Origin of the sequence: Bacillus cereus (assembly GCF_025917685.1) — a bacterium.
Taxonomy (GTDB): domain Bacteria; phylum Bacillota; class Bacilli; order Bacillales; family Bacillaceae_G; genus Bacillus_A; species Bacillus_A cereus_AT.
Genome location: NZ_CP089518.1, coordinates 4026531 through 4049667 on the forward strand (window position 1 = coordinate 4026531; position 23137 = coordinate 4049667).

Consider the following 23137-nt stretch of genomic DNA (forward strand, 5'->3'; position numbering starts at 1 on the left):
TTTTCATTCCATATTGTTCGCAATGTATAATAAATTTTGCTTGATTACATCTTCATCTTTCTCGTCTACATTACGATATAATAGCTGATATTCAATTCCCTGCTCTTGCCATATAAGCGTAGCGAATTCATCTCCTCGTTCGTAATCATCCTTATTTTTAAAATAAGCAGGCGCTCCATTATTCAGCCTCATTTGTTCTTGAAATCGATTCTCTTCTACGAGGTATGGAAAACTGTAAGAAAAGTTTGCTACTGTTAATTCTATATAGTCGCGCCTTCCTTTCTCTTGTTGCTTATATTTAATCGTTACGACAACATTCTTCTTGCCCATCATCCTTACCTCCCCCATCACATCACTCGTAATGTCATAAGGTAAAAATGTTGGAACTTTGAACTTCGCTGGAAAATATTTCGGTAGCTCCTTTAGCGGGATAGGATCAGTAACACGATCCTTAGCCCCCCCTGTTGTTCCCACAAATGTTTTTTCTTCTTGCATCGTTTGCTGAAATGAACATGAGCTAAGTAATACACTAGAAAACACGAAACAAACGATTCCTTTTTTCAATTTGTTTCCGCCCTTTCATACCGCCCTCTTAACGACCGAAGCGTTTATACTCTCTTCATATTCGCTTCGTTATGAAACGCCTCCTCCGAAAACTTTCCACGTTATTCTCACACATTTTGACAAAAACTCTTTGCAAACATACAAAAAAGACCCCGCTACTCTCACGCCCAAATAAAAAGGTTACGCGAATAACAGAAGTCATGTTTATAACATAGTTTGTGAAAAGCTTTTCAGGTCAAGATTTTTTCATTCTTATTATTTTCCCCTTATAATTAAGTAAAGAGGTGATACATATGGCCAATATAAAACAGATTGCAAAAACTGCTGGTGTATCCATAGCAACTGTTTCCCGCGTCCTTAATAATCACCCTTACGTAAAAGAAGAAAAACGTAAGCGTGTTCTAGATGCAGTTGAAGAATTGAACTATGCAAAAAATATTAATGCTATTCATTTAATAAAGGGAAAAACATATACAATCGGGGTTATGCTCCCTTTCATTAATGTTCCATACTTCAGTACCATTATTGAAGGAATCGGAAACGAAGCATTAGCAGCTGGATATCATATTAATTTATGCCAAACGAATTACGATAGTATTGAAGAAATTCGCGTTCTTGAAATGATGAAAATGAAACAATTCGACGGGATGATTATTTGCTCTCGAACGAGTTCATGGGAACAAATTGAACCGTTCGCAAAATTTGCCCCCATTATTTCATGTGAAAAAATGAAACATCCGCTCATTTCATCTGTCTTTGTAGATCATTATGAAGGATTCCGCCTTGGTACTTCCTATTTACTCAGTAAAGGTCATGAAAAAATCGGCATTTGTTTAGCAAGAAAAACAAGTGTTAATTCAATCGAGCGTAAAAAAGCTTTCGCCGATACTCTTCGTCACGAAGGAAAAACAGTGCACCCTGATTGGATTTTCCATCAATGTTATACGATGCAGGACGGGGCAAAAATACTTCATCGTATTTTAAACATGAAAAATCGTCCAACCGCTATTTTTACAGCGAACGATCAAGTTGCAGCTGGTTTATTAACAGAGGCGCGAAAACATGGCATTCGAATACCCGAAGACCTCGCTATCCTCGGATTTGATAACCATGAAATTTCAAAAGCATTAGAAATTACAACTATTGAACATCCCGGTCTCACAATGGGCTCACATGCTTTTTCTTTATTCCATAAACAAATTCAAAGTGAACAAATTATCGGCAACGCAGAAGAACTTTCATTCCATTTAATTGAGCGAGAAACAGTCTAAAAAAGAGCGTTAACTATAGCGCTCTTTTTTCAACTCTTCACCTATTGACTTTATATTTTCCATCTCATATAATTAACCTAACGAACGGTAGGTAGGGGATGAAAATGACAGCAAACCGCATTAAAGCTGTAGCACTTTCTCATTTCGCACGCTACGGCTACGAAGGAACTTCATTAGCAAATATTGCTCAAGAAGTTGGGATTAAAAAACCATCGATTTACGCACACTTTAAAGGAAAAGAAGAGTTATATTTCACATGCTTAGAATCCGCTCTTCAAAAAGATTTGCAAAGCTTCACAGACGATATCGAAAATTTTTCAAAATTGTCCACTGAAGAATTACTAGTAAATCTGTTAAAAGGTTATGCAAAACGATTTGGTGAAAGTGAAGAATCAATGTTTTGGTTACGAACTTCTTATTTTCCGCCGGATGCATTTCGCGAACAAATTATCAATAAAGCGAATGTACACATTGAAAACGTCGGAAAACTTTTATTCCCTGTATTTAAAAGGGCAAGCGAGCAAGATGAGCTGCATAACATTGAAGTAAAAGATGCCTTAGAAGCTTTTCTATGCTTACTTGACGGTCTTATGGTTGAACTACTATACGCAGGTTTAAATCGTTTTGAGACACGTTTAGACGCCTCTTGGAAAGTATTTTGGCGCGGACTTTCAAACTGACGGATTGCTCCTTTGCAATGCGTCGTTTTTAAGCCCTTTACCTAACGACTGGTAGGAAGGAGAAATGACATATGGCATGGATTTATGTAATCTTAGCTGGTATTATTGAAATCTTTTGGGTAATTGGACTAAAACACGCGGAGACACCACTTGAGTGGATAGGTGTCGCTCTATTAATTACAGTAAGTTTCGTCTTATTATTTAGAGCTTATAAAGATTTACCTGTCGGTACTGTGTACGCAGTCTTTACAGGAATCGGCGCAGGCGGAATCGTTCTTACAGAGATTTTCATCTTCGGAGAACCATTCTCTATTGTAAAAGTATTATTAATCGGTTTAATCTTCTTCGGAGTAATTGGTTTAAAACGAGTAACAGAAGAAAAAGAAACGAAGGAGGCTGCATAAAATGGCTTGGGTATTTTTAATTCTAGCTGGTATTTGTGAAATTATTGGTGTACTCTTTATGAAAGTAGCCACTGAAAAGAAAGGCTGGGCACCAAAAGTTATTTTAATCGCTAACTTCGGCGTAAGCTTCTTCTTCTTATCCCTTGCGATGGACACATTACCGATGGGAACTGCTTACGCGATTTGGACTGGAATCGGAACTGCCGGTAGTGCACTTCTAGGTATTCTTATTTTCCGCGAATCAGCGGATTGGCGTCGTCTTGCCTTCTTAAGCTGCATTCTATGCGGCGCTGTTGGCTTAAAACTATTAAGCTAACGTGAGGTGAATGTCATGTGGAAAGAAAAAGGAAAACAAATGTTAGCATGGATTACACTTGGTATCGTCATTCTATTACAGATAAGTTTTCATATAATAGAATCATTGTTTCATAAAGTAGTATCCATTCTCACATTCCTTCCTAACATGACACTTGAAATTGTATCAATTGTTTGGTCCATTATTGCCTCCATTGCAATCGTTATTATATGGAGTATCGCCAAGCTATGGAATAAGTTATTTAAAAAGGACAGTTCTTCTGAAAAGAAGTAACTGTCCTTTTTTTATCCCGCATTAACGGGCAGTAAGACCCCCACCTCAAAATTCGGCGAATGCGAGGGAGTTAGGTGGGAGATCAACTGCCCGTAAACGCCCGATTGGTTCAGCTAATAATCAGTGGGGATGGACAAAACCCCCACTGATTAAAGTTTCACTTTATATTCATTCAGATTTTCTATAGAAATTTGATGCGATCAGACAAAGCAGACCAGCTATGACAACACTCATACCAATCCCTTTATGCAAATTAGGAAATGGCGATGGTATATCTGAGTAAAAATTTACTAATATGAGACCAATTGAAAATAAAAGGACTCCTATTCTATATAACCATTTTCTTTTTTTCATCATTCTCCCTCCTAAAATTTTTCATACCCTTCTTTCTTTTGGACATACTACCTAAAAAAGGAGTGGATAGTATGCAGAATTCTATACATAAGCAAATCCTATTTTTATTTTTCCTCTTTCTCATTCTCGTTATCGTTTTCAGCTTTATATTACATACTCCGAAAGATGTACCTATTAGCGTTTCTTTGTATAAACTTTTGCTCTCGTATTGTCGTTATTGAAGAAGGTGCCTTTTAAAATTCTTGGCAAGAAAAAAAGACCAACATTTTCCTGTTGGTCTTTCGTATATGTATCACTTTTCAAAGCGATCTAACATTTCGTCTCTCATTCCGAAACTAACAACCGCAATTCCTACATACATAAATAGAAGGAATGCCGGATGAACTGTATTGTACCAGCTGCTATCAACAATTAAATAAATTGTTAACGCCACAACAAGAACAAAAGCTAAAATAAACATATAAAAGTGTCTTGTACTACCCATGATAAACTCCTCTCTGCTCTCTTCACCATTCAACAGTATATTTTATCGAATAATTCGATATGACTCAAGGCTAACTTTCTGTTATGTAATCAAGTTCTACCTTTACAATGTCCTCACACGCTATTGAAATGATCGTTCCCTGCTTATCAATCGCTGTCACTTCTCTATTGTCCATTACACGATGAGCTACTCTTTCTAGCACTTTCCCTTGGTCTCGGTAACAAAATTCTTTTATATCTTTAATTGTTTCTCCATTTTCTAAATGGTATACCATTCTATAACATCGATATCCCACACTTTCACCCCCATATTGCTCGTTTTTTCACATATACATAAAAATGAGTAATTTTTTCCTCATCACATCTTCTTAATTTCAATAAAATTCTAACAAAAATAAATACTTTTATCAAACCGACTTTTTCAACAAAATCGGCTATAAAACTGCTTCTTTACAGCAATATGAAACAAAAAATAATAATTTTTAACACTTTTTTCATCCTACCTGCACAAAAAAAAGAACCCGCATATAGCGAGTTCTTTTTTATTCTAATCAAACTTGTACAGGAGCTAGCTTTTCATAACGTAAAATAGGTTTACGTGCAGCCATCGTTTCGTCTAAACGTTTAATGACTGTAGTATGCGGTGCTTCTTGTACAACTTCTGGATTTTCTTCTACTTCTTTAGCGATTTGAATCATCTTATCAATGAAACCATCTAACGTTTCTTTTGATTCTGTTTCTGTTGGCTCAATCATAATACATTCTTCCACATTTAATGGGAAGTAAATTGTTGGTGGATGGTAACCGAAATCAAGCAGACGTTTTGCAATATCTAACGTACGTACACCAAGTTTCTTTTGACGACGACCTGATAATACAAATTCATGCTTACAATGTCTATCGAACGGAAGATCATAGAATGGTGCTAATCTTCTCATCATGTAGTTCGCATTTAATACAGCATACTCAGTTACTGCACGCAAGCCATCTGGACCCATAGAACGAATATATGTGTATGCACGAACGTTAATTCCGAAGTTACCATAGAATGGTTTCACACGCCCAATTGCTTCTGGACGATCATAGTTGAAGTGATAGCCATTTTCCGTTTTCTCCAAAATCGGTTTTGGTAAGTACGGAATTAAATCAGCTTTCACACCTACTGGACCAGAACCTGGACCACCGCCACCATGCGGACCTGTAAATGTTTTATGAAGGTTTAAATGCACAACGTCAAATCCCATATCTCCTGGGCGTGCTTGGCTTAATACCGCATTTAAGTTTGCACCATCATAGTATAATTTACCGCCTGCGTTATGGACGATTTCTGCCATTTCTAAAATATTTTCTTCGAATAGGCCTAATGTATTTGGATTTGTTAACATAAGTGCTGCTGTTTCTTCGTTTACAACACGTTTTAAGTCTTCTAAATCAACAAGACCATGTTCATTTGATTTTACTGTAATTGTTTCAAAACCAGCTACTGTTGCAGATGCTGGGTTCGTTCCGTGAGCAGAGTCAGGAACAATTACTTTCGTACGGTTAAAGTCACCATTTGCTTCATGGTATGCACGAATTAACATTAAACCTGTCCATTCTCCGTGTGCACCAGCTGCTGGCTGTAATGTAACAGTATCCATACCTGTAATTTCAATTAAATGCTCTTGTAAGTCGTACATTAATTCCATTGCACCTTGCACTGTCTTTTCATCTTGAAGTGGATGAATATTTGCAAATCCTGCGAAACGAGCTACGTTTTCATTAATTTTCGGATTATACTTCATCGTACAAGATCCAAGTGGATAGAATCCAGAATCAACGCCGTGGTTACGGTTTGAAAGTGCTGTATAGTGGCGCATAATGTCAAGTTCAGATACTTCTGGTAGCTCTGCATCTTCTACTCGAATATAATCGCTCTCAAACACATCTTCTAGTTTCACTTCTTCTACATCTAATTTGGGTAAGCTGTATCCTACGCGTCCTTCTTTAGTCACTTCAAAAATAAGTGCTTGGTCTTGGTTCTTCATTGGATAGCCCCCATTTCGTTTACAAGTGTGTCAATTTCCTCTTTTGTACGAAGCTCTGTTACTGCTACAAGCATATGATTTTCATGCTCTTTATAATCACGGCCTAGGTCGTAACCGCCGATAATATTCTTTTGTAATAGTGCATCATTTACTTCTTTAACTGGACGTTTGCAATCTACAACGAACTCATTGAAGAATGGACCAGCGAACGTTACAGTGAAGCCTTTCGCTTCGAATTGACGTTTTGCATATTGTGCTTTAGAAATGTTTTGACGTGCCATTTCTTTCACACCTTGTTTTCCAAGCGCAGTCATTGCAACTGATGCTGCTAATGCATTTAATGCTTGGTTTGAACAAATGTTAGACGTCGCTTTATCACGGCGAATATGCTGTTCACGTGCTTGTAACGTTAATACAAACCCACGTTTACCATTTGAATCTACAGTTTGTCCAACAAGACGTCCTGGAATTTTACGCATAAATGCTTTCGTTGTTGCAAAGTAACCACAGTGCGGTCCACCAAACTGCGTTGGGATACCAAATGGCTGTGCATCACCGATTACAATATCAGCACCAAATTTCCCTGGTGGTGTTAATGCGCCTAATGATAATGGATTTGAAGAAACGATAAATAATGATTTTTGTTGATGAACGATTTTTTCGATATCAGCTAACTTTTCAACTTGTCCGAAGAAGTTTGGATATTGAACAATTACACAAGCAACTGTATCATCTACTTCACTTTGTAATACTTCTAAATCTGTTACACCGTTTTTATGATCAATTTCAACAACTTCAAGATGTTGACCTTTTGCATATGTTTCAAGTACCGCTCTTGATTCTGGATGAACTGCGCTAGATACAAGAATTTTCTTTTTACGAGTATGGCCAGCCGCTAACATTGCCGCTTCAGCTAAAGCCGTACCTCCGTCGTACATAGAAGAGTTCGCTACATCCATTCCTGTTAATTCACAAATCATTGTTTGGAATTCAAAGATTGCTTGTAATTCCCCTTGTGAAATTTCTGGTTGGTATGGTGTGTAAGCTGTATAAAACTCTGAACGAGAAATAACATGATCAACAATTACTGGAGCGTAATGATCGTATACGCCTGCTCCTAAGAAAGAAGCGTATTCTTTTAAATTAGCATTTTTACTAGCCATTTGAGATAACTCTTTTAAAAGCTCTGGCTCTGATTTTGCTTCTTTAATTTTTAAATCCCCTTTAAAACGAACACTCTCTGGAATATCAGAGAATAACTCATCAATCGTGTGAACGCCGATTGTTTGTAACATTTCTTTTTTGTCTTCTTCTGTCATTGGAAGATAACGATGCAACATGAAATCTACCCCTCTCCCCGTTACTTTGAACGTTTATAAAATGGTGTTGGAACAACTACTGCTTTGACGCGTTTATTACGAATTTCAATTTCTACTTCTGTATCAACTGCTGCGTATTTTACATCAATTAGTGCTAAACCAATGCTTTTCTTTAACGTTGGAGATTGTGTACCACTCGTTACTTCCCCGATTTTTTCTTCTCCTATAAATACAGGGTAATGCGTACGAGGAATACCACGTTCGATTACTTCGATGCCGACTAACTTACGAGATGCACCGTTTTCCTTTTGCTCTTTTAACGTTTCTTTTCCAAAGAAGTCTGCTTCTTTATTTGGTTTTACCGCAAAGCCAATTCCTGCTTCAATCGGTGTAATATCTTTTGATAATTCTTGACCATAAAGTGGTAATGTTGCTTCGAAGCGAAGTGTATCACGAGCACCTAAACCACATGCTTTTAAGCCTTCTTCTGCTCCAACTTCAAGAAGTTTCTCCCAAAGCTTTGCAGCATCTTCACTCTTACAGTAAATTTCAAATCCATCTTCACCTGTGTAACCTGTACGAGATACAAGTGCTGGAATTCCATCTACAAGAATATCGTTTTTAAATTTAAAGAACTTAATTTCTTTCAAATCTTCTGACACAACTTTTTGTAAAATGCCTTCTGCTTTTGGTCCTTGAATTGCAAGCTGTGCAACTTCACTAGAAACATTGACTACTGTCGCATCGCCAATTACATGGCTAGCTAACCATTCGTAATCTTTCTCGATATTTGATGCATTGATTACTAATAAATAGTCTTCTTCACCACGTTTGTAGATTAATAAATCATCTACTGTACCACCATTTTCATAGCACATAGCTGTATATTGTGCGCCCCCTACCTTTAAGGTAGATACGTCATTTGTAACAACACGTTGTAAAAATGCTAAACTATCTACACCCTTTACCTCTACTTCTCCCATATGAGATACATCGAACAAACCTGCCGCTGTACGTACAGCTTCATGCTCTTCTTTAATGCTTGAAAATTGAACTGGTAATTCCCAACCACCGAAGTCGATTGTTTTTCCACCATACTTCGCGTATACATCAAATAACGGTGTACGTTGTAATGTAATCATGCTCTTTCCCCCTTATGCTCTGACAAATCAATAAAAGTTGCTTTCCATATCTAAACATTTTCATTCTGAAAAGATAGGATATACGGAATCTCATTATATTTTTTTATGAAAGCGTAAATAAAAAATCACTTTCTTGGATAAAATACGAAAGATTCCATACATTTCACACCATTATCCTAACATTATTCGCTATATTTCATCAATATTCTAGCATAAAAAATAATTTAGAATTTTTTATTCTTATTCTTATTAAATACAACTTTTGAGATTTATCCCTTTATCACTGCTTATTCTTTAACTTTTAGTAATTGTGATAATGCCTTATAACAAGGCTTATAATAAAGATTTTTTTAATAATCACTTTAGTTTATAAAAGGTGGGAGCGTCTGAATGAATGTCGATATTTCCGTAGATCGAACGTGGCAAAATAATTTTTTAAAAAGAATTGATGAAGATGGTCCTTGGACAAATTGGGATTTATATCAATTAGCTTATAAAACTGAAAAATCATTACTCGTCCCTACTTTTGATGGATTACAAGCACCAAAACACTTATCACATTTCACGCCACTTCCGCATCAATTAGAAGTTGCTCAAAATGTTATTGAACAAATGAATGGTAAAGCGATTTTAGCAGATGAAGTTGGACTTGGTAAAACAATCGAAGCTGGTCTTATTTTAAAAGAATATATGGTGCGGGGGCTTGTAAAAAAGGTACTCATTCTAGTTCCAGCTTCGCTCGTATCTCAGTGGGCATATGAACTAAATACAAAATTTTTTATTCCTGCGGTCGCTCAAAAGAAAAGTTATTCTTGGGAACAAGCTGATGTCATCGTTTCATCAATTGATACTGCGAAACGGTCGCCGCATCGCGATATCGTTTTAAACTTAGAATATGACCTTATTATTATTGATGAAGCACATAAACTAAAAAATAATAAAACAAAAAACTATGAATTTGCACAACGATTAAAAAAGAAGTTTTGTTTATTACTAACCGCTACTCCTGTTCAAAATAAAATCGATGAAATCTTCAACCTCGTTTCTTTATTAAAACCAGGTCATTTAGGCAACCAATCTAATTTTGAAGAATATTATGCTTCAAAAAATCGCTCGGCTGAATCTGATGAAGATTTAAAAGCTCTCATCAACAAAGTAATGGTCCGAAATCGACGTCATAATACTGGAATTGATTGGCCAAAAAGGCATGTACGTACAATTTTTGTTGAGTTTAATGAAGAAGAACAAGCGTTATATAACGCGATTGAAAATTGGCGAGGTCAAGATGCCTTCACGTCGGCTTTCTCATCTTTAACTTTAAAACGGGAAGCATGTAGTAGTCGCGAAGCTGTTTACTATTCATTAAAAAAACATGTAGAAAAAAGACAGAAAGAAAATGAGCACTACATAAAGGAACCACATATCGATGTGCTAATGGACAAAATTAATCATATTCCTTTCAACTCAAAAGCAAATAAAGCTCTAGAGCTTATAAAAGAAATCGACGATAAAGTTGTCATTTTCACTGAATATAGAGCATCGCAAATGTATTTACAATGGTTCTTACAACAACATGGAATTTCCTCTGTTCCATTTCGTGGTGGATTTAAACGGGGAAAGAAAGATTGGATGAAGGAACTTTTCCAAAATCATGCTCAAGTGTTAATCGCGACCGAAGCCGGCGGTGAAGGAATTAATTTACAGTTTTGTAGCCATATGATTAATTATGACTTACCGTGGAATCCAATGAGACTCGAACAAAGAATTGGGCGTATTCATCGTCTTGGACAAAAAAATGATGTTCATATTTATAACTTAGCAACCAAGCATACTGTTGAAGAGCATATTTTAAAACTGCTGTATGAAAAAATTAATTTATTTGAACGAGTAATCGGTGAACTCGATGAAATTTTAACGAGAATCAACATGAAAAATATCGATGCGCATATTCAAGAAATTTTCGCACAGTCAAAAAGTGAAGGAGAAATTCGAATCAAAATGGAAAATTTAACATCTATTATCGATTTTGCGAAGCGCAATGAAGCAGAGGTGCAGGGATATGCAGCAAAATGAAATTCATAATTACTTATATAACTTTTTTGAGGCGAATAACTGCGAAATTTTAGAACGTTCCCCTCACTTATTAGACGTGCAGTTAACAATTGAAATGGATAAATTATTAATGAACCGTCCTTTCTATTGGCACTATCTTGAAAAAACAGGAGGCGTTCCGAATCCGATGCGCCTTACTCTTATTACAAATCCAGAAAACGAAGAAAACGATGGTGAACTTATTCATTACGGTTCACCACGTTTGCATCAAATCTTTGAAACGACAAAAGAACTAGGCTCATACATACGGTTATACGAGGACGTGAAACATAGCGGGGCAACACATACCCCACTCCACCCTTGGCTTGGTGTAAATATTAAAGTATCTTATCAATGTGACCGAAAAAAAGACATCCTTCACTCCATTGGTATTCATCTCATTTCTGGCACAATGATTGCAAACTTTCATGAAACATTAACAAGCATTAAACTTACACCGAAAATACCTGACTTTTGTTTTACACTCTCGCCTATCATTAAACCGCAAAGCGGTTTACAACGTATAGAGGACGCTTTAAAGAATATAATTGCAGAAGATGACCATACGTGGGCGAAAGAAGCAAGAGTGCGCTGGAATCACGATTTAGATCTTTTAAATCGTTTTTATGAAGAAAGTGATGAACTTCCCGAAAGCTATGAAATTGAAAAACAAGCCTTGCAAGAACAATATGAACCCCGCATTACAGTACAAATTATTAACGGTGGGCTCTTTTATGTTACCGCGAATCATTTTCTATCTTAAAGAAGCTCCTTCTGCTTTAGAAGGAGCTTTATTTTGAGTTACTCTCTATCTTCATTACGCTCTTGTTGTTTTTGCTTTGCCATACGTTTTTGATACGCACGATCCTTTGCGCTCACATGATTTGCATCGGTTGGAAGGTTTTCTTTTGAACGTCCAATACCATTACTCATCTGTTCCACTCCTTCTTATGTCTTTCAAAATACACCCTTATTTTCAGCTAGAGGCACAATCCTTATACAAAAAAAAATAAGAGCAGCCATTGGCTACTCTTACTTACTCACTCACATATTTTTGAAACATATCATGGATGCCTTTATTTACGAGGTTCGAGATCTGCTCGTCAGATTTATTCGGATAACGATCACGCAATCTGATAGATGCCTTCACCATTAAATTTTCTAATACAGAACGGCCACCTTCTCCATAAATAATTTCAGCGTACTTAACAAGCCTACCATCCTCTAGTGTTGCTGGATTATGATTGAAGAAAAATTTACTCATTGTCTCCACCTCTCTTTGGTAACGTTTACATTTATATAGATTATTTATGTTATTTATTTCACAATATTGTATGCATGTATATTTAATTAGTTTCATTATAAAGCAACATATCGATAGTAAATATGTGATTTTCCGTCCATTTTGTGAACAAAACAAAAAATGAAAGCGTTTCCTTTATTATATACTAAAAAAACTTACTACGCTAGGGGCAATTTTTTCAATCTACTAATCCCTCAAAAAGTGATTTATTTTTTCTTTTCCCATTAAACCTTATACAATTTTCAGAAATTATATTATAAAATATATATATGACTTAAGGAGGCTGTATATGAATCAAAATAAAAAAGCTATATTAGATCTTGTCTTTTATCTCGTATTCCCATTCCTCATTTGGAAATTCGCAAAACCTTATATCGATCCTTATTACGCGATGTTAATTTCCTCTGCTCCGGGGATTATTTATACACTGTATACCTTTAAGAAAGAAAAACAGTTTAACATAACAGGGTTCTTTATTTTAATTACACTCATTTCTAATACAACAGTAGATTTATTATCTGGATCAGCTGAACGAATGTTGTGGAACGATGCGTATTATCACATCGTACTCGGTATTATCGTTATATGTACAATCTTTATAAAAAAACCACTGATGTTATATTTCGCTGCAGACATTGCTGCGTTGCAAGGTCATGACCGCGATAAAAGTCGTGAGCTTTACCGAGATAGCCGTATATATCCAGCACTGCAATATTTAACACTATTTTTCGGTCTTCAATTTATATTAAAAAGTTTCTTAAAAATCTATTTCATCTCTGTTTTCGGTGTAGATGGATATGGTGAAATGAGAGCTATTATGACCGCTGTTGGGTGGGGCATTTCTATTTGTATTGGAATTGGATTTGTATGGGTAAACAATAAAATACATGCAGTTACGGAGGAAAAAGAATCCGTACAGTAAATGAAAATCCCCTAGTAGTATGATACTACTAGGGGATTTTCATTTTGCTACACATATTACGAAAGAGTTAACTTGATTTTTTTCTTTTATTTTTTACGTTTCGATAAAACAAAGCTGCACTAAGCGGCATCACACCAAACCACTTATTCATAAATGGCTCTTTTTCAGCACGGCGCTGTTCTTTCTTTTGTTTACGATCCTCTTTTGGAGCATCCATATACGACACAAATTGCTGTGTCACAAAGCGTACATAATCATTAGTAGACATATTATCATCACCTCTACTTGATTAGTATGTCCACTTTTTTATTCATTAATCTTTTCCTTTAATTCATTCATGATTTGCTTTACCGACTTACTTGTCGTATCGATATGAATATGTGCCTCTTCATAATAAGCTCGGCGTGATTCGAATTTCGTTACAAATGCATCTATATTTTTCTTCTGAAATAGTGGACGTGTCGTATCTTCACGAAGCCTTTCTGCAATTACATGTGGATCACAATATAAATATATGACAGTTCCATTTTCCTTCATCCACTTTCGATTTTCCTCTCGTTCAATAATCCCTCCACCAGTTGTAATAATTACATTCTGAACCGGTAGTGAACGTAACATTTCACTTTCACATTCCCGAAAAGCCATTTCGCCTTCTTCTGCAAAAATATGCCGAATTGCCTTCTCTTTCTTCTCTTCGATTTTTTGATCTGTATCTACAACATCGATATGAAGTTCTTTACTTAACGCTTTTCCAATTGTTGTTTTCCCGGCTCCCATATAGCCAGTTATGTATATAGATTTCATTTTCGTTCCTCTCAATCATCCGTTATTATTTGTTATTATAACGAAAGTTGTTGCTTTATTTAATAAAAAAACGTTTTGTTCTTCTTATACTATGAAGAACAAAACGTAACATACTCGCTATTTTCTCGCAATCAAACAAGCTGGTCACTTTTACTTATAAGTACCTCTTCTCACCCACTGCGTCGCAATCCACTTCTCACCTTTCGTAACAGGTGCCCCTCCATGTAACGTAAGCTCATTTAGTGATTGGTCTTGATAGAAATACTCAAAGTATACTGCCATTCCCTTTCTAGGATGCACAGAAAGATTTAATTTCGGAAAGAATGTTTCCCCGCCTTCTTCTACATCATTTAAGTATATGACAAGCGTACTAATACGATTATTAGCAGCTGATCTACTATGTTCCGCAAAATAATCATAGTGCGCTTTATATTGTTGATCCACTTCATAATTTAAAATGTGTAATCCTTCTCCATGCGACGCAGGAACATTCATGATAGATGAAATTCGTTTTTCAATCTTCTCAGTAAGTTCATTATCGTCCAAAAATGCACCACGACTCGTTCGAATATCATTTACATCACGTGATGAACCAACTTTTGAACGTGCTAACTTACTTTTAGACAATTCAATTAATTCGTCGCATTCTTCATCACTTAATACATTTCCTAACACGACAATAAGAGGCTCTTCGAATTTTGAAATAATTTGTATTTCCCTATCCTCTGTCATAATCGTATTTCCTTTATGATCAAAAATAGTTTGTTCCTTATTTTCACCTATTTGATTGTTATTTGTCATTTCCTTATCTCCCTAGAAAAAATGATTGGATAGCATGAATATATCATATTCTTTCTACCTTTCTCTTTTTTGAGAAAATTTAAACTTTTGACTATCGTTTTATCCCTTTCCTCAAAGAAATTAACTCACTCCACAATAGGAATTAGTGGTTCTCTCCCGCTTATTTTACACACTATCCTTCTACCCAATCAAATATTTTATTATCCCTTTTCCTATAGCGAAAGCTCACTGTATAGAAAACTCTCTGCTTTGTAACACATTGCAACGAAATGATAATAACATCATTTTCAAAGATGTACTTTCCACTCACTTCTCCTCTTTCATACTGAAACAAAAAAATATCCTCTTTTTCTTTTTGCTGTAAGTCTCTTTTTATATCTGAAATAGCTCGATCAATAAGTTCCTCCATGAAAAAATTTTGTTCTATTTCAGCATAAAATTTTTTATCCAAAAGTAACATATTCGTTTCGCACATCAAAAAAGAAATTAATAAAATAAGAAAAATAATTGTTCCTGGCATTGCAAATCCATCTTGTTTTCTCATGTTTCTGTCTCAATTTCACTATAGCGTACAACCACGCCTTCATATATTTCACCACCTATATCTTTCACACGTATATATAGCAACTGAGGTGTTAATTTATACGAAATCGCTTCAATCCTTTGTAATATAACTTCCCTTCCACGCATATTTACTTTTCTTATTAAATTACTATTCACTTTTTCATACGTCACCTCATCATCATTACGAAGTTGGAAACGCAAAATATTCCCATCATTTTCTCGTTCTATCTTCCTCCCACTTATTACTTCACGAAACTCTAATTGCATTTGCCCTAAAAACACATCCCACTCCCAGTCATTTAATCCTTTTGAATGTGTATTTTCTACCCCCATAATATGAAGACGCGGTAAAATTAAAAAGAACATCGATAAAAGCAACAAACATGCAATCATTTCTATTAATGTAAATCCCGCTTCCTTTTTATCTTTGTTCTGCATAAAGGCATTGCTCCATCGCTTTTCCTCTCATATCTTTCCACACCGCACAAACTTCATCTCCTCTCCAATATGTGTAATATACAATCCCTTTTATGACTTGCTCTTTTTCTCGCTTTTCCCCATCCTCATACTTAAACAAGGCCGCTTCTTTTTTTAATAATATTAATGCTTTATAGCTCATGTTTATATTTTTTCTTTCCTGCATAATTAATAATGTTTGCGGGAGTAATAACGATACCGCCACCATTATTAAACTTAACGCTACAACCATTTCAACCATTACTGATCCTTTTTGACACTTCACGATACGTAAATCTCCCTCTTCCAAGCTGAAATACAATCTCATATTTATACCCTTGATAGGAAAGTAAAATCGTACCACCTCTATTAATATTCCCGCTCGGATTATATGTCATTGGATTTGGAAAGGTATGCAAATCAAATTGGATATCTTTATTGTATTCTCTCTTAACAATTAAAAAATCCGTCTCTGATTCCGAAATATAATACATCTGTTTCCCTTTAAACCAGCGTAACGTATAATGTTTTTGACGCTTAATTGCCAACTGCTGCATATACAAAACATCATTTGAAAACTGTTTTAAAAACTGCTCAACTCTTTGTTTTTCATGTAATGAAGTAACGTTAAAATGCGTAACAACACTCAGTACAGAAATAGCAAATAAGACAAGTAGCATCTCTAAAAGAGTAAAACCTTTTTGCTTCACGATTTCCCTGCTGATACCGTGCCATCATCAGAAATATGGATTGGTTTACCTTTCGGACATTCATCAACAGCAATATATTTTTTAGTTTTTAATTCCTCGATTGTAGGTATTTTATTATTTTCGAGTTGATATGCCTGTATTTGTGCTTCTACAGATTTCACGTAGGCTTCACACCCTTTTTCCTGCACCGAGGATCGCTGCTTAACTACATTTGGAATAATTAATAGTAATAATACAGTTATGACAACCATAACTAACAACATTTCTAAAAGAGTAAAACCTTCTTCATTCTGCATGTAAATGCCCCCTAAATAGAATTCATCATTTGAAACATCGGCATAATCATCGCTAAATACATCAGAATGACTATAACCCCAAGACATGTAAATAAAATAGGTTGAATCACAAATAACATACGTTTAATTTTTTGTTCTACCTTTTCAATAATGAGCTCACTGTAATCACCAAGCTCATTTGCTAAATTACCGTTTGCTTGTCCATGCGTAATGATATAAGAAAGTTCTTTCTCGTAATAACCGTTTTTATCAATAATAGATTGTAACGGTTCTCCTGCAATTAATTGCCGCTTAATTCGGGCTGCTTCATACTGAAAGAACGGATGATACTTTTGCTTCATCATTATTGTTAATGCTTCGTGTACTGACAATCCACCGTGTAATAAACCACTTAATTGAGCGGAAAAATAATGCGAATGATTTAAAATAAGAAATGTTTTCATAAGGGGAATACGGATCATAATCTTTACCTTTTGAGTAGGCGGAAGTTTCCGAAAATAAAATATATATAAACTAAAGCCTGTTATAACGATAAGAAAAATGCTATAAATGAAGTAGGGTAATAATTTAATTGCAACTAAAATTTGTTCCGTAAGTGGTGGTGCTGTAGAATGTAAAGAACTATACATCATTTCAAACTGAGGTAATAAAATGAGGTTAAAAACAGAAAGCATAATCATTAAAAAGAACGATAAAAACATAGGATATCGTATTACTTTCATCATATCTTTCCTATATTTATCCTTCTTGTAAAGAAGTACACTCCCTTGTCGCAAAGCAAAAGACATGTCACCATGTCGCTCTGCATAAAACAAATAACTTAACACCTCAGGGTGAAACATTAATTGGTGAAAAGAAGCGTGCAAACTTTGTCCATTTTTCAATCCCTCGATCATACGCTGTAGCTGTAGTTTCTTCCCTAATGGTAGTTGCAACTGCAAAAATTCTAACGCCTGCAAAAGTGAGTAACCTTTCTCTAATAAATCACTTAATCTTTTCCATAATAATGCTTGATCACTTAAACTCCATTTTCTCTTAAACATATACATCTTCTTCTAAAAATCCTAAAGCATACCCTTTTCGAACCGATGATTCCAACGTTTCATAGTGATACGTAACATGTTCTCCACTTGCTTCTTTAATCGCTTGTTTTAATTCATATCCATATAACAGTTCATAAATACTTGCCTGTCTCACTTGCCTCATTGATTTACATAAAGTTGAACACTTCCCTCTGCAAAATGGACATTTTAATTCGACGAGCCGCTGAGCAGCTACTGCTAATAATGATTGTTCAATTTCTTGCCTTGTAATACCATAATCCATGAATCGTAGTATCGCTCCTTTCGCATCATTTGTATGCAAGGTTGTCATTACTAAATGTCCCGTCAAACTGGCCCTTATAGCTACTTTTGCTGTTTCTTCATCACGAATTTCGCCAACTAAAATAATATCTGGATCATGACGCAAAATAGCCTTTAATCCCGTTTTATATGTGATACCAGCTTTTTCGTTTATTTGAATTTGTAATAAACCGTCTTTTCTTTGCTCAACTGGATCTTCCAGTGTAATGATGCGACGTGTTTGCCATTTTCTAGCTACTTCTAATAACGCATACATTGTTGTTGTTTTTCCAGAACCAGTCGGCCCAGTAAATACGAGTAACCCATGCGAATGCTTTAAAAAAGAGAGTAATTTTTCCGCTGAACTTGGAAATAACGAAAGGTGAGACAACGGCTGAGCAGATACTTGTAAATGGAGACGAATAACGAGACTTTCTTGATATACTGTTGGAAGTGTTGAAAGGCGTAAATACACTTCTGATCCATCAATTTGCAAATATAATGAACCATTTTGAGGCTTTCTCCTCTCTCCTATATCCATTGATGCTAAAAACTTAAAGTGCGAAACAAGCTTTTCTCCAAATTCCTTTTCAATACACCGTTTCGTAATTAAATCTTTTCCTATCCGTAATTGAATCGCCACATCCTTCTGCCTGGGCACAATATGTAAGTCCGATGCTTGCACCCCACAAGCTTCTTTCATAATCATATTTGCAAAAAGCTCGATACCATTCATCAAATTTCCCTCCTCACCATGTATATATCATGAAAAGCTGCAAAACAAAAATTAGCAATTTTTTATTTTCACTAAGATAAAAAGGGAAAATATGTTTGTGAAATTATGAACAATTTCCGAATTATTGTCTGAAATTACCTATATAGAAGTTTATCTGTATTATAATGTTAATATCTTGGATAAAGTGATAAAGGTGGAGATCCTAATGGAACAAGCTTTAAAAATTACAGGTGTGTTATCTGACCCTACTCGTTATTACATTTATAAATATATTTCTCAAAAGCATAGTTACGTAACTGTACAAGAAATAGCAGATGAGTTTGACATTCATCCAAACGTAGCTCGTTTACATTTATCTAAATTAGAAGATGTTAATATGCTAAAATCAGAAACAAAAAAAACTGGGAAAGGCGGCAGGCCAAGCAGACTATACGTCTTGTCTCAAGATGTCATCCAGTTACAATTCCCATTTCGCGATTATCAATTATTAGCACAGATAGCATTTAATTCACTGCTAAGCTTAGGTAGCGCTGGTGAAAAAGCGCTATATGAAACAGGGAAACAATTCGGCAAAGAATTAATGCAACAACATATGCATCGCTTAAATGTAAGTGCAGAAGCATTGACGGTAGAACAAAAAATGCAAATCGCAAAAGAAGCATTCTCAACAGCTGGTTTATCTCCTGCTTTTGAAATAAGTACGGATGGTACAAAAATTTTCTATGATGTACACAATTGCCCATTTAAAGAAGTTGCTGCGCATCATCCAACTGAAATTTGTAATATGCACGGAGATATGATGAAGGGAATTTTTGAAATCCTATTCCCGAACGTAGAATTAACTCGAAACGATAGTCTACTAGATGGATGCAAATCTTGTAACTATAAAGTGAAACTTTAATCAGTGGAGGTTTTGTTCTTCCCCTACTGATTATTAGCCCGCACCAATCGGGCGTTTACGGACTGCCCGACTCCCACCTAACTTCTTTGCTCAAGCCGAATTTTGAGGTGGGAGTTTTACTGCCCGGCAAATAGCGGGATAAAGTTCAAATTTAGTTTTTCAACTAAGAAGAAGTCAATATTATAATTGGCTTCTTTCTTTTATATGAATGAATATTTACAATAGTTAGAAAAATAAACTATAATGAATAGAGGTTTTACTTTTTTAGAAAAGGAGGGAGATGGCATGGAGCGCATGTTTCGCGTTCTCGGCTTTTGGACTGGAATTTTCTCGGTTATGTTTTACGTAGGGGATATGCATTCGACCGCACTACTATTTTTAGGACAAACAGGATTTTTCGTACTTTTAAGCTATTTAAAATTAACAGAGCGTATGTATATATACGTATTCGGGGCATATTTAACCGTTTTCTTCATCGGATTTACATACTACACGACGTTTTTACTTGTCCCTGGAGCTGGACATTAAAGGGTGGCGCAATTTGCCATCTTTTTTTAATTCCGTAATTTCCTAGTTGACTTATAGGTTTTATTACCTTATATTCTATATAACAGATTGGAATTAGGGGGAATTATCATGAATACACTGCTTGTCGGAATTAACGTTGCAGTCATGCTCATTTTAGTTGGCGTATTATATTATATGCAACGTAAGCATGTATCTTTTAATAAACGTGTATTTACCGCTTTAGGAGTCGGAATTATATTTGGTCTTATATTACAATTTATTTATGAGCCTACTTCTACAGTAATTATTGAATCAAATACTTGGTTTGGTTTAATCGGTAACGGTTATGTGAAATTGCTTCAAATGATCGTTATGCCACTTATTTTAGTATCTATTATTTCAGCATTTACAAAATTACAATTAACGAAAAACCTTGGTAAAATCAGTGGTCTTATTATCGGCATTTTAATTCTTACTACAGGTATTGCTGCAGCTGTCGGTATCGCAGCAAGCGCAGGATTTGATGTATCAGCAACAGGATTACAACAAGGTGATGCAGAATCTGCTCGTCTGAAATTAGTAGAAGAAAGATTTACTTCTATTGAAAAGACAACAATTCCAGACAAATTATTAGAACTGTTGCCTACAAATCCGTTTCTTGATTTAACAGGTGCTCGTCCAACATCAACAATTTCTGTTGTAATATTTGCAGCATTTATCGGTATTGCCTTTCTCGGTGTAAAAAGAAAGCATCCAGAACAAGCGGAGCTATTTAAAAAGATGCTTGATGCTGTATATGCAATCGTAATGCGTATGGTAACGTTAATTTTACGTCTTACTCCATACGGCGTATTAGCCCTTATGGCAAAGACAGTTGCTGGTAGCGATATAAATGCTATTTTAAAACTTGGTAACTTCGTGTTAGCATCTTACGTAGCTCTTATCGTAATGTTTATCATTCACTTATTATTAATCGCACTATCTGGTTTAAATCCAATTCAATATTTGAAAAAAGTGTTCCCTGTATTAACATTTGCATTCACATCCCGCTCTAGCGCCGGTGCAATGCCATTAAATATTGAAGCACAAAAAGAAAAACTTGGTATTTCTGAAGGCATCGCTAACTTCGCAGCATCCTTTGGGGTATCTATCGGTCAAAACGGTTGCGCAGGTATTTATCCAGCAATGCTTGCTATGATGGTCGCTCCAACTGTAGGAATTGATCCATTACAACCACAATTTATTTTAACTTTAATCGCTGTCGTTGCTATTAGTTCATTCGGTGTTGCCGGCGTTGGTGGCGGTGCAACATTCGCAGCATTAATCGTATTATCTACAATGAACTTACCAATCGGTATTGTCGCTCTAGTTATCTCAGTTGAGCCATTAATCGATATGGGGCGTACAGCTCTTAACGTAAGTGGTTCTATGACAGCTGGTCTTATTTCTAGTAAATGGCTTGGTGAATTAGATCAAGATACGTACAATCAAGATGATGTAAAAACTGGTGAGATTGCTTCATAATAAAAAAAGACGCTAACAATTTATACTGTTAGCGTCTTTTTTATTATGTTCCATCTCTATACATCTTATCTTGAAAGTTATCACTCCAAGTATTCTTCTAGTTGCTCTTTTAACTCCTCTTCAATCTCATAGTAAGATCCATCAACAAGTTCCCCTATTTTCTTACTCCCCAAAATTCTCGATTGAATTGGCATCCCTAAAAAAACATTTTCGCATTTCCAAATTGGAATGATATAAAATTCAATCATCTCCTCTTCTTCATCTAATACCGCTATGGAAACTGATGAACAATAGTCCGCTTCAAAGGGATTCTCCTTATCCCTTGCAAATTCCATACATAATTTCATGTTTTTTTCTATGTATACATGTGAATACTCTTCAAAAAGTTCAAGTGATATTCGCTCTATTTCATTCTCCATACATTGAATCTTCTCTTTCAACTCCAATGTAAGCTCCTGTGCTTTATATTTCATTTCCGCCTCCTTAAACATAGAAAAAGAGAATACAATAACATATTCTCTTTTTCTCAAATATATTTCATTATCTCACAGCCCGTCCCTTTCACAAATAACCATTTTGCTCGCACCATGTATGAAATTGTCCTACGTCTACTCCAACTAATACGATATCCTTTAGCTCTACATCAATACTTTGTTCTCCAATTACAATAGCAAAGTGGGATTCTAATTGTTTTTCGTTTTTCTTTACAGTTCCAATTCGGTTCCGATACGGTCCGTCTTTTATATATGCTTTTTGTCCTACAATATCAAAGTTCAAGATTCTCACCTCTTTTACTGCGCTCAAATTGGAAATACAATCTCCACCTCGAAAAATTTCCTTTCATTGCACTATTTCTCTATATATATGACGAAACAATAAAAGAGTCCTTCCTTCTTTACAATTATTTTTTCTTTGTTTCATTTTTATGATTGAAACGTAAAGTTTATAAAAAAATACACTTGGAAGCGCTTTCTGTGCATTTTTTTATGTTATAATATAAAAGTAGAACTTCGTAAAGAGGGTTAAAAAATGAATACAAACATGATTAAAAAAGTAATTGAAGCATTAAAAGTATATGGCTTTCAGGATGTATCATTCTGTGAAGAAACGAAGCAATTCTTATTTCATAACGAAACCGATATTATGAGCGGCTATGCAAAAATAACATATAGTAGTCAATTCGAAAAATTCAACGTACAAATTCATCCAATTGAAACACATCACCAAGCAGAGTTACAAGAGGTTGAAAGACATATACAAGCTTGCATACGAAAAGTAGAGTATTTAAATGCACTTCTTACTGGACAAACAAAGCTAGATGATAAAATTATTATTATGTAAAAAAA

General features: G+C 35.3%; 33 protein-coding genes and 1 pseudogene. 13 read left to right on the forward strand and 21 right to left on the reverse strand.

Annotated elements, in window-relative coordinates; translation table 11 throughout:
- Positions 1-3 precede the first annotated feature (3 nt).
- Entirely contained in the window at positions 4-540 is a 537-nt protein-coding gene (locus tag LUS72_RS20880) for a DNA polymerase III subunit delta (RefSeq protein ID WP_141533260.1), read from the reverse strand.
- Between the two features lie 317 nt (positions 541-857).
- Between LUS72_RS20880 and LUS72_RS20885 the strand changes: the two genes are divergently transcribed.
- The 5 genes from LUS72_RS20885 (at position 858) to LUS72_RS20905 (ending at position 3508) form a co-directional block, all read left to right on the forward strand.
- Positions 858-1835 (forward strand): LacI family DNA-binding transcriptional regulator, encoded by a 978-nt coding sequence (locus LUS72_RS20885; protein ID WP_097830712.1) that lies wholly within the window; start codon positions 858-860, stop codon positions 1833-1835.
- Between the two features lie 98 nt (positions 1836-1933).
- Positions 1934-2515 (forward strand): TetR/AcrR family transcriptional regulator, encoded by a 582-nt coding sequence (locus LUS72_RS20890; RefSeq protein ID WP_128853419.1) that lies wholly within the window; start codon positions 1934-1936, stop codon positions 2513-2515.
- A gap of 71 nt (positions 2516-2586) precedes the next feature.
- Entirely contained in the window at positions 2587-2919 is a 333-nt protein-coding gene (locus LUS72_RS20895; RefSeq protein WP_002145771.1) for a DMT family transporter, read from the forward strand.
- Position 2920: 1 nt separating this feature from the next.
- Complete coding sequence (locus tag LUS72_RS20900; RefSeq protein WP_000312621.1) at positions 2921-3235, forward strand: DMT family transporter; 315 nt, start codon at positions 2921-2923, stop codon at positions 3233-3235.
- 15 nt (positions 3236-3250) lie between these two features.
- On the forward strand, positions 3251-3508 hold the full coding sequence (locus tag LUS72_RS20905; protein WP_097830710.1) for a DUF3975 family protein: 258 nt from the start codon (positions 3251-3253) through the stop codon (positions 3506-3508).
- 168 nt (positions 3509-3676) lie between these two features.
- Here the strand turns inward: LUS72_RS20905 and LUS72_RS20910 are convergent, their stop codons facing one another.
- The 6 genes from LUS72_RS20910 to gcvT all read right to left on the reverse strand — a co-directional run bounded on the left by LUS72_RS20910 (position 3677) and on the right by gcvT (position 8833).
- The gene (locus tag LUS72_RS20910; RefSeq protein WP_141533236.1) at positions 3677-3862 is read right to left on the reverse strand and encodes a hypothetical protein; all 186 of its coding nucleotides are present in this window, start codon (positions 3860-3862) and stop codon (positions 3677-3679) included.
- 292 nt (positions 3863-4154) lie between these two features.
- Entirely contained in the window at positions 4155-4346 is a 192-nt protein-coding gene (locus LUS72_RS20915) for a hypothetical protein (protein WP_000535934.1), read from the reverse strand.
- 70 nt (positions 4347-4416) lie between these two features.
- Positions 4417-4620, reverse strand: a complete 204-nt coding sequence (locus LUS72_RS20920) for a DUF3929 family protein (RefSeq protein ID WP_000262494.1) — start codon at positions 4618-4620, stop codon at positions 4417-4419.
- A 276-nt stretch (positions 4621-4896) separates the two neighbouring features.
- Positions 4897-6372 carry an aminomethyl-transferring glycine dehydrogenase subunit 2 gene (gcvPB, locus tag LUS72_RS20925; RefSeq protein WP_000795709.1) on the reverse strand — a complete coding sequence of 492 codons (1476 nt, stop codon included), beginning with the start codon at positions 6370-6372 and terminating at the stop codon, positions 4897-4899.
- Entirely contained in the window at positions 6369-7712 is a 1344-nt protein-coding gene (gene gcvPA, locus LUS72_RS20930; RefSeq protein WP_097830707.1) for an aminomethyl-transferring glycine dehydrogenase subunit 1, read from the reverse strand. The genes gcvPB and gcvPA overlap by 4 nt, the downstream gene beginning before the upstream one ends.
- Before the next feature lie 20 nt (positions 7713-7732).
- Positions 7733-8833: a glycine cleavage system aminomethyltransferase GcvT gene (gcvT, locus tag LUS72_RS20935; protein WP_000631767.1), complete on the reverse strand. Its 1101-nt coding sequence runs from the start codon at positions 8831-8833 to the stop codon at positions 7733-7735.
- Between the two features lie 390 nt (positions 8834-9223).
- Between gcvT and LUS72_RS20940 the strand changes: the two genes are divergently transcribed.
- Both LUS72_RS20940 and LUS72_RS20945 read left to right on the forward strand, forming a co-directional pair.
- Entirely contained in the window at positions 9224-10906 is a 1683-nt protein-coding gene (locus LUS72_RS20940) for a DEAD/DEAH box helicase (protein WP_097830706.1), read from the forward strand.
- On the forward strand, positions 10893-11687 hold the full coding sequence (locus LUS72_RS20945) for a YqhG family protein (protein WP_097830705.1): 795 nt from the start codon (positions 10893-10895) through the stop codon (positions 11685-11687). Before LUS72_RS20940 ends, LUS72_RS20945 begins: the two co-directional genes overlap by 14 nt.
- A gap of 38 nt (positions 11688-11725) precedes the next feature.
- Here the strand turns inward: LUS72_RS20945 and LUS72_RS20950 are convergent, their stop codons facing one another.
- The gene (locus LUS72_RS20950; protein ID WP_000064668.1) at positions 11726-11857 is read right to left on the reverse strand and encodes a hypothetical protein; all 132 of its coding nucleotides are present in this window, start codon (positions 11855-11857) and stop codon (positions 11726-11728) included.
- 103 nt (positions 11858-11960) lie between these two features.
- Positions 11961-12188: a hypothetical protein gene (locus LUS72_RS20955; protein ID WP_071747114.1), complete on the reverse strand. Its 228-nt coding sequence runs from the start codon at positions 12186-12188 to the stop codon at positions 11961-11963.
- Between the two features lie 70 nt (positions 12189-12258).
- Here LUS72_RS20955 and LUS72_RS20960 point away from each other — a divergent pair.
- Both LUS72_RS20960 and LUS72_RS20965 read left to right on the forward strand, forming a co-directional pair.
- A pseudogene (locus LUS72_RS20960) lies at positions 12259-12376 on the forward strand (GTP pyrophosphokinase).
- A 140-nt stretch (positions 12377-12516) separates the two neighbouring features.
- Complete coding sequence (locus LUS72_RS20965; RefSeq protein ID WP_097830704.1) at positions 12517-13149, forward strand: VC0807 family protein; 633 nt, start codon at positions 12517-12519, stop codon at positions 13147-13149.
- 67 nt (positions 13150-13216) lie between these two features.
- Here the strand turns inward: LUS72_RS20965 and LUS72_RS20970 are convergent, their stop codons facing one another.
- From LUS72_RS20970 to comGA, 10 genes are all read right to left on the reverse strand, one after another.
- Positions 13217-13417 (reverse strand): YqzE family protein, encoded by a 201-nt coding sequence (locus tag LUS72_RS20970; protein WP_000106081.1) that lies wholly within the window; start codon positions 13415-13417, stop codon positions 13217-13219.
- A gap of 38 nt (positions 13418-13455) precedes the next feature.
- Entirely contained in the window at positions 13456-13953 is a 498-nt protein-coding gene (locus LUS72_RS20975) for a shikimate kinase (RefSeq protein ID WP_097830703.1), read from the reverse strand.
- A gap of 150 nt (positions 13954-14103) precedes the next feature.
- Complete coding sequence (locus LUS72_RS20980; RefSeq protein WP_097830702.1) at positions 14104-14754, reverse strand: 2OG-Fe(II) oxygenase; 651 nt, start codon at positions 14752-14754, stop codon at positions 14104-14106.
- Between the two features lie 172 nt (positions 14755-14926).
- A complete protein-coding gene (gene comGG, locus LUS72_RS20985) occupies positions 14927-15298 on the reverse strand; it encodes a competence type IV pilus minor pilin ComGG (protein WP_097830701.1) in 372 nt (123 codons plus the stop codon).
- A complete protein-coding gene (comGF, locus tag LUS72_RS20990) occupies positions 15295-15756 on the reverse strand; it encodes a competence type IV pilus minor pilin ComGF (RefSeq protein WP_097830700.1) in 462 nt (153 codons plus the stop codon). Before comGF ends, comGG begins: the two co-directional genes overlap by 4 nt.
- Positions 15740-16036, reverse strand: coding sequence for a competence protein ComG (locus tag LUS72_RS20995; protein ID WP_097830699.1), 297 nt, complete (start codon positions 16034-16036; stop codon positions 15740-15742). The genes comGF and LUS72_RS20995 overlap by 17 nt, the downstream gene beginning before the upstream one ends.
- Positions 16029-16484 (reverse strand): competence type IV pilus minor pilin ComGD, encoded by a 456-nt coding sequence (gene comGD / locus LUS72_RS21000; protein WP_097830698.1) that lies wholly within the window; start codon positions 16482-16484, stop codon positions 16029-16031. The genes LUS72_RS20995 and comGD overlap by 8 nt, the downstream gene beginning before the upstream one ends.
- Complete coding sequence (gene comGC / locus LUS72_RS21005; protein WP_002145747.1) at positions 16481-16780, reverse strand: competence type IV pilus major pilin ComGC; 300 nt, start codon at positions 16778-16780, stop codon at positions 16481-16483. The genes comGD and comGC overlap by 4 nt, the downstream gene beginning before the upstream one ends.
- Before the next feature lie 11 nt (positions 16781-16791).
- Positions 16792-17829, reverse strand: coding sequence for a competence type IV pilus assembly protein ComGB (gene comGB, locus LUS72_RS21010; RefSeq protein ID WP_141533530.1), 1038 nt, complete (start codon positions 17827-17829; stop codon positions 16792-16794).
- Positions 17816-18859, reverse strand: coding sequence for a competence type IV pilus ATPase ComGA (gene comGA / locus LUS72_RS21015; RefSeq protein WP_097830696.1), 1044 nt, complete (start codon positions 18857-18859; stop codon positions 17816-17818). Before comGA ends, comGB begins: the two co-directional genes overlap by 14 nt.
- A gap of 205 nt (positions 18860-19064) precedes the next feature.
- Here comGA and LUS72_RS21020 point away from each other — a divergent pair, with 205 nt between their 5' ends.
- The 3 genes from LUS72_RS21020 (at position 19065) to LUS72_RS21030 (ending at position 21791) form a co-directional block, all read left to right on the forward strand.
- Complete coding sequence (locus LUS72_RS21020) at positions 19065-19760, forward strand: helix-turn-helix transcriptional regulator (protein ID WP_097830695.1); 696 nt, start codon at positions 19065-19067, stop codon at positions 19758-19760.
- 285 nt (positions 19761-20045) lie between these two features.
- Positions 20046-20288, forward strand: a complete 243-nt coding sequence (locus LUS72_RS21025) for a DUF2626 domain-containing protein (protein ID WP_000440713.1) — start codon at positions 20046-20048, stop codon at positions 20286-20288.
- A gap of 108 nt (positions 20289-20396) precedes the next feature.
- Entirely contained in the window at positions 20397-21791 is a 1395-nt protein-coding gene (locus LUS72_RS21030) for an L-cystine transporter (RefSeq protein WP_097830694.1), read from the forward strand.
- An 80-nt stretch (positions 21792-21871) separates the two neighbouring features.
- Here the strand turns inward: LUS72_RS21030 and LUS72_RS21035 are convergent, their stop codons facing one another.
- Positions 21872-22282 (reverse strand): hypothetical protein, encoded by a 411-nt coding sequence (locus LUS72_RS21035; protein WP_141533531.1) that lies wholly within the window; start codon positions 22280-22282, stop codon positions 21872-21874.
- Positions 22283-22352: 70 nt separating this feature from the next.
- Positions 22353-22568 (reverse strand): DUF3912 family protein, encoded by a 216-nt coding sequence (locus LUS72_RS21040; RefSeq protein WP_141533532.1) that lies wholly within the window; start codon positions 22566-22568, stop codon positions 22353-22355.
- Between the two features lie 252 nt (positions 22569-22820).
- Between LUS72_RS21040 and LUS72_RS21045 the strand changes: the two genes are divergently transcribed.
- On the forward strand, positions 22821-23132 hold the full coding sequence (locus LUS72_RS21045) for a hypothetical protein (RefSeq protein ID WP_001095549.1): 312 nt from the start codon (positions 22821-22823) through the stop codon (positions 23130-23132).
- Positions 23133-23137: the final 5 nt, after the last annotated feature.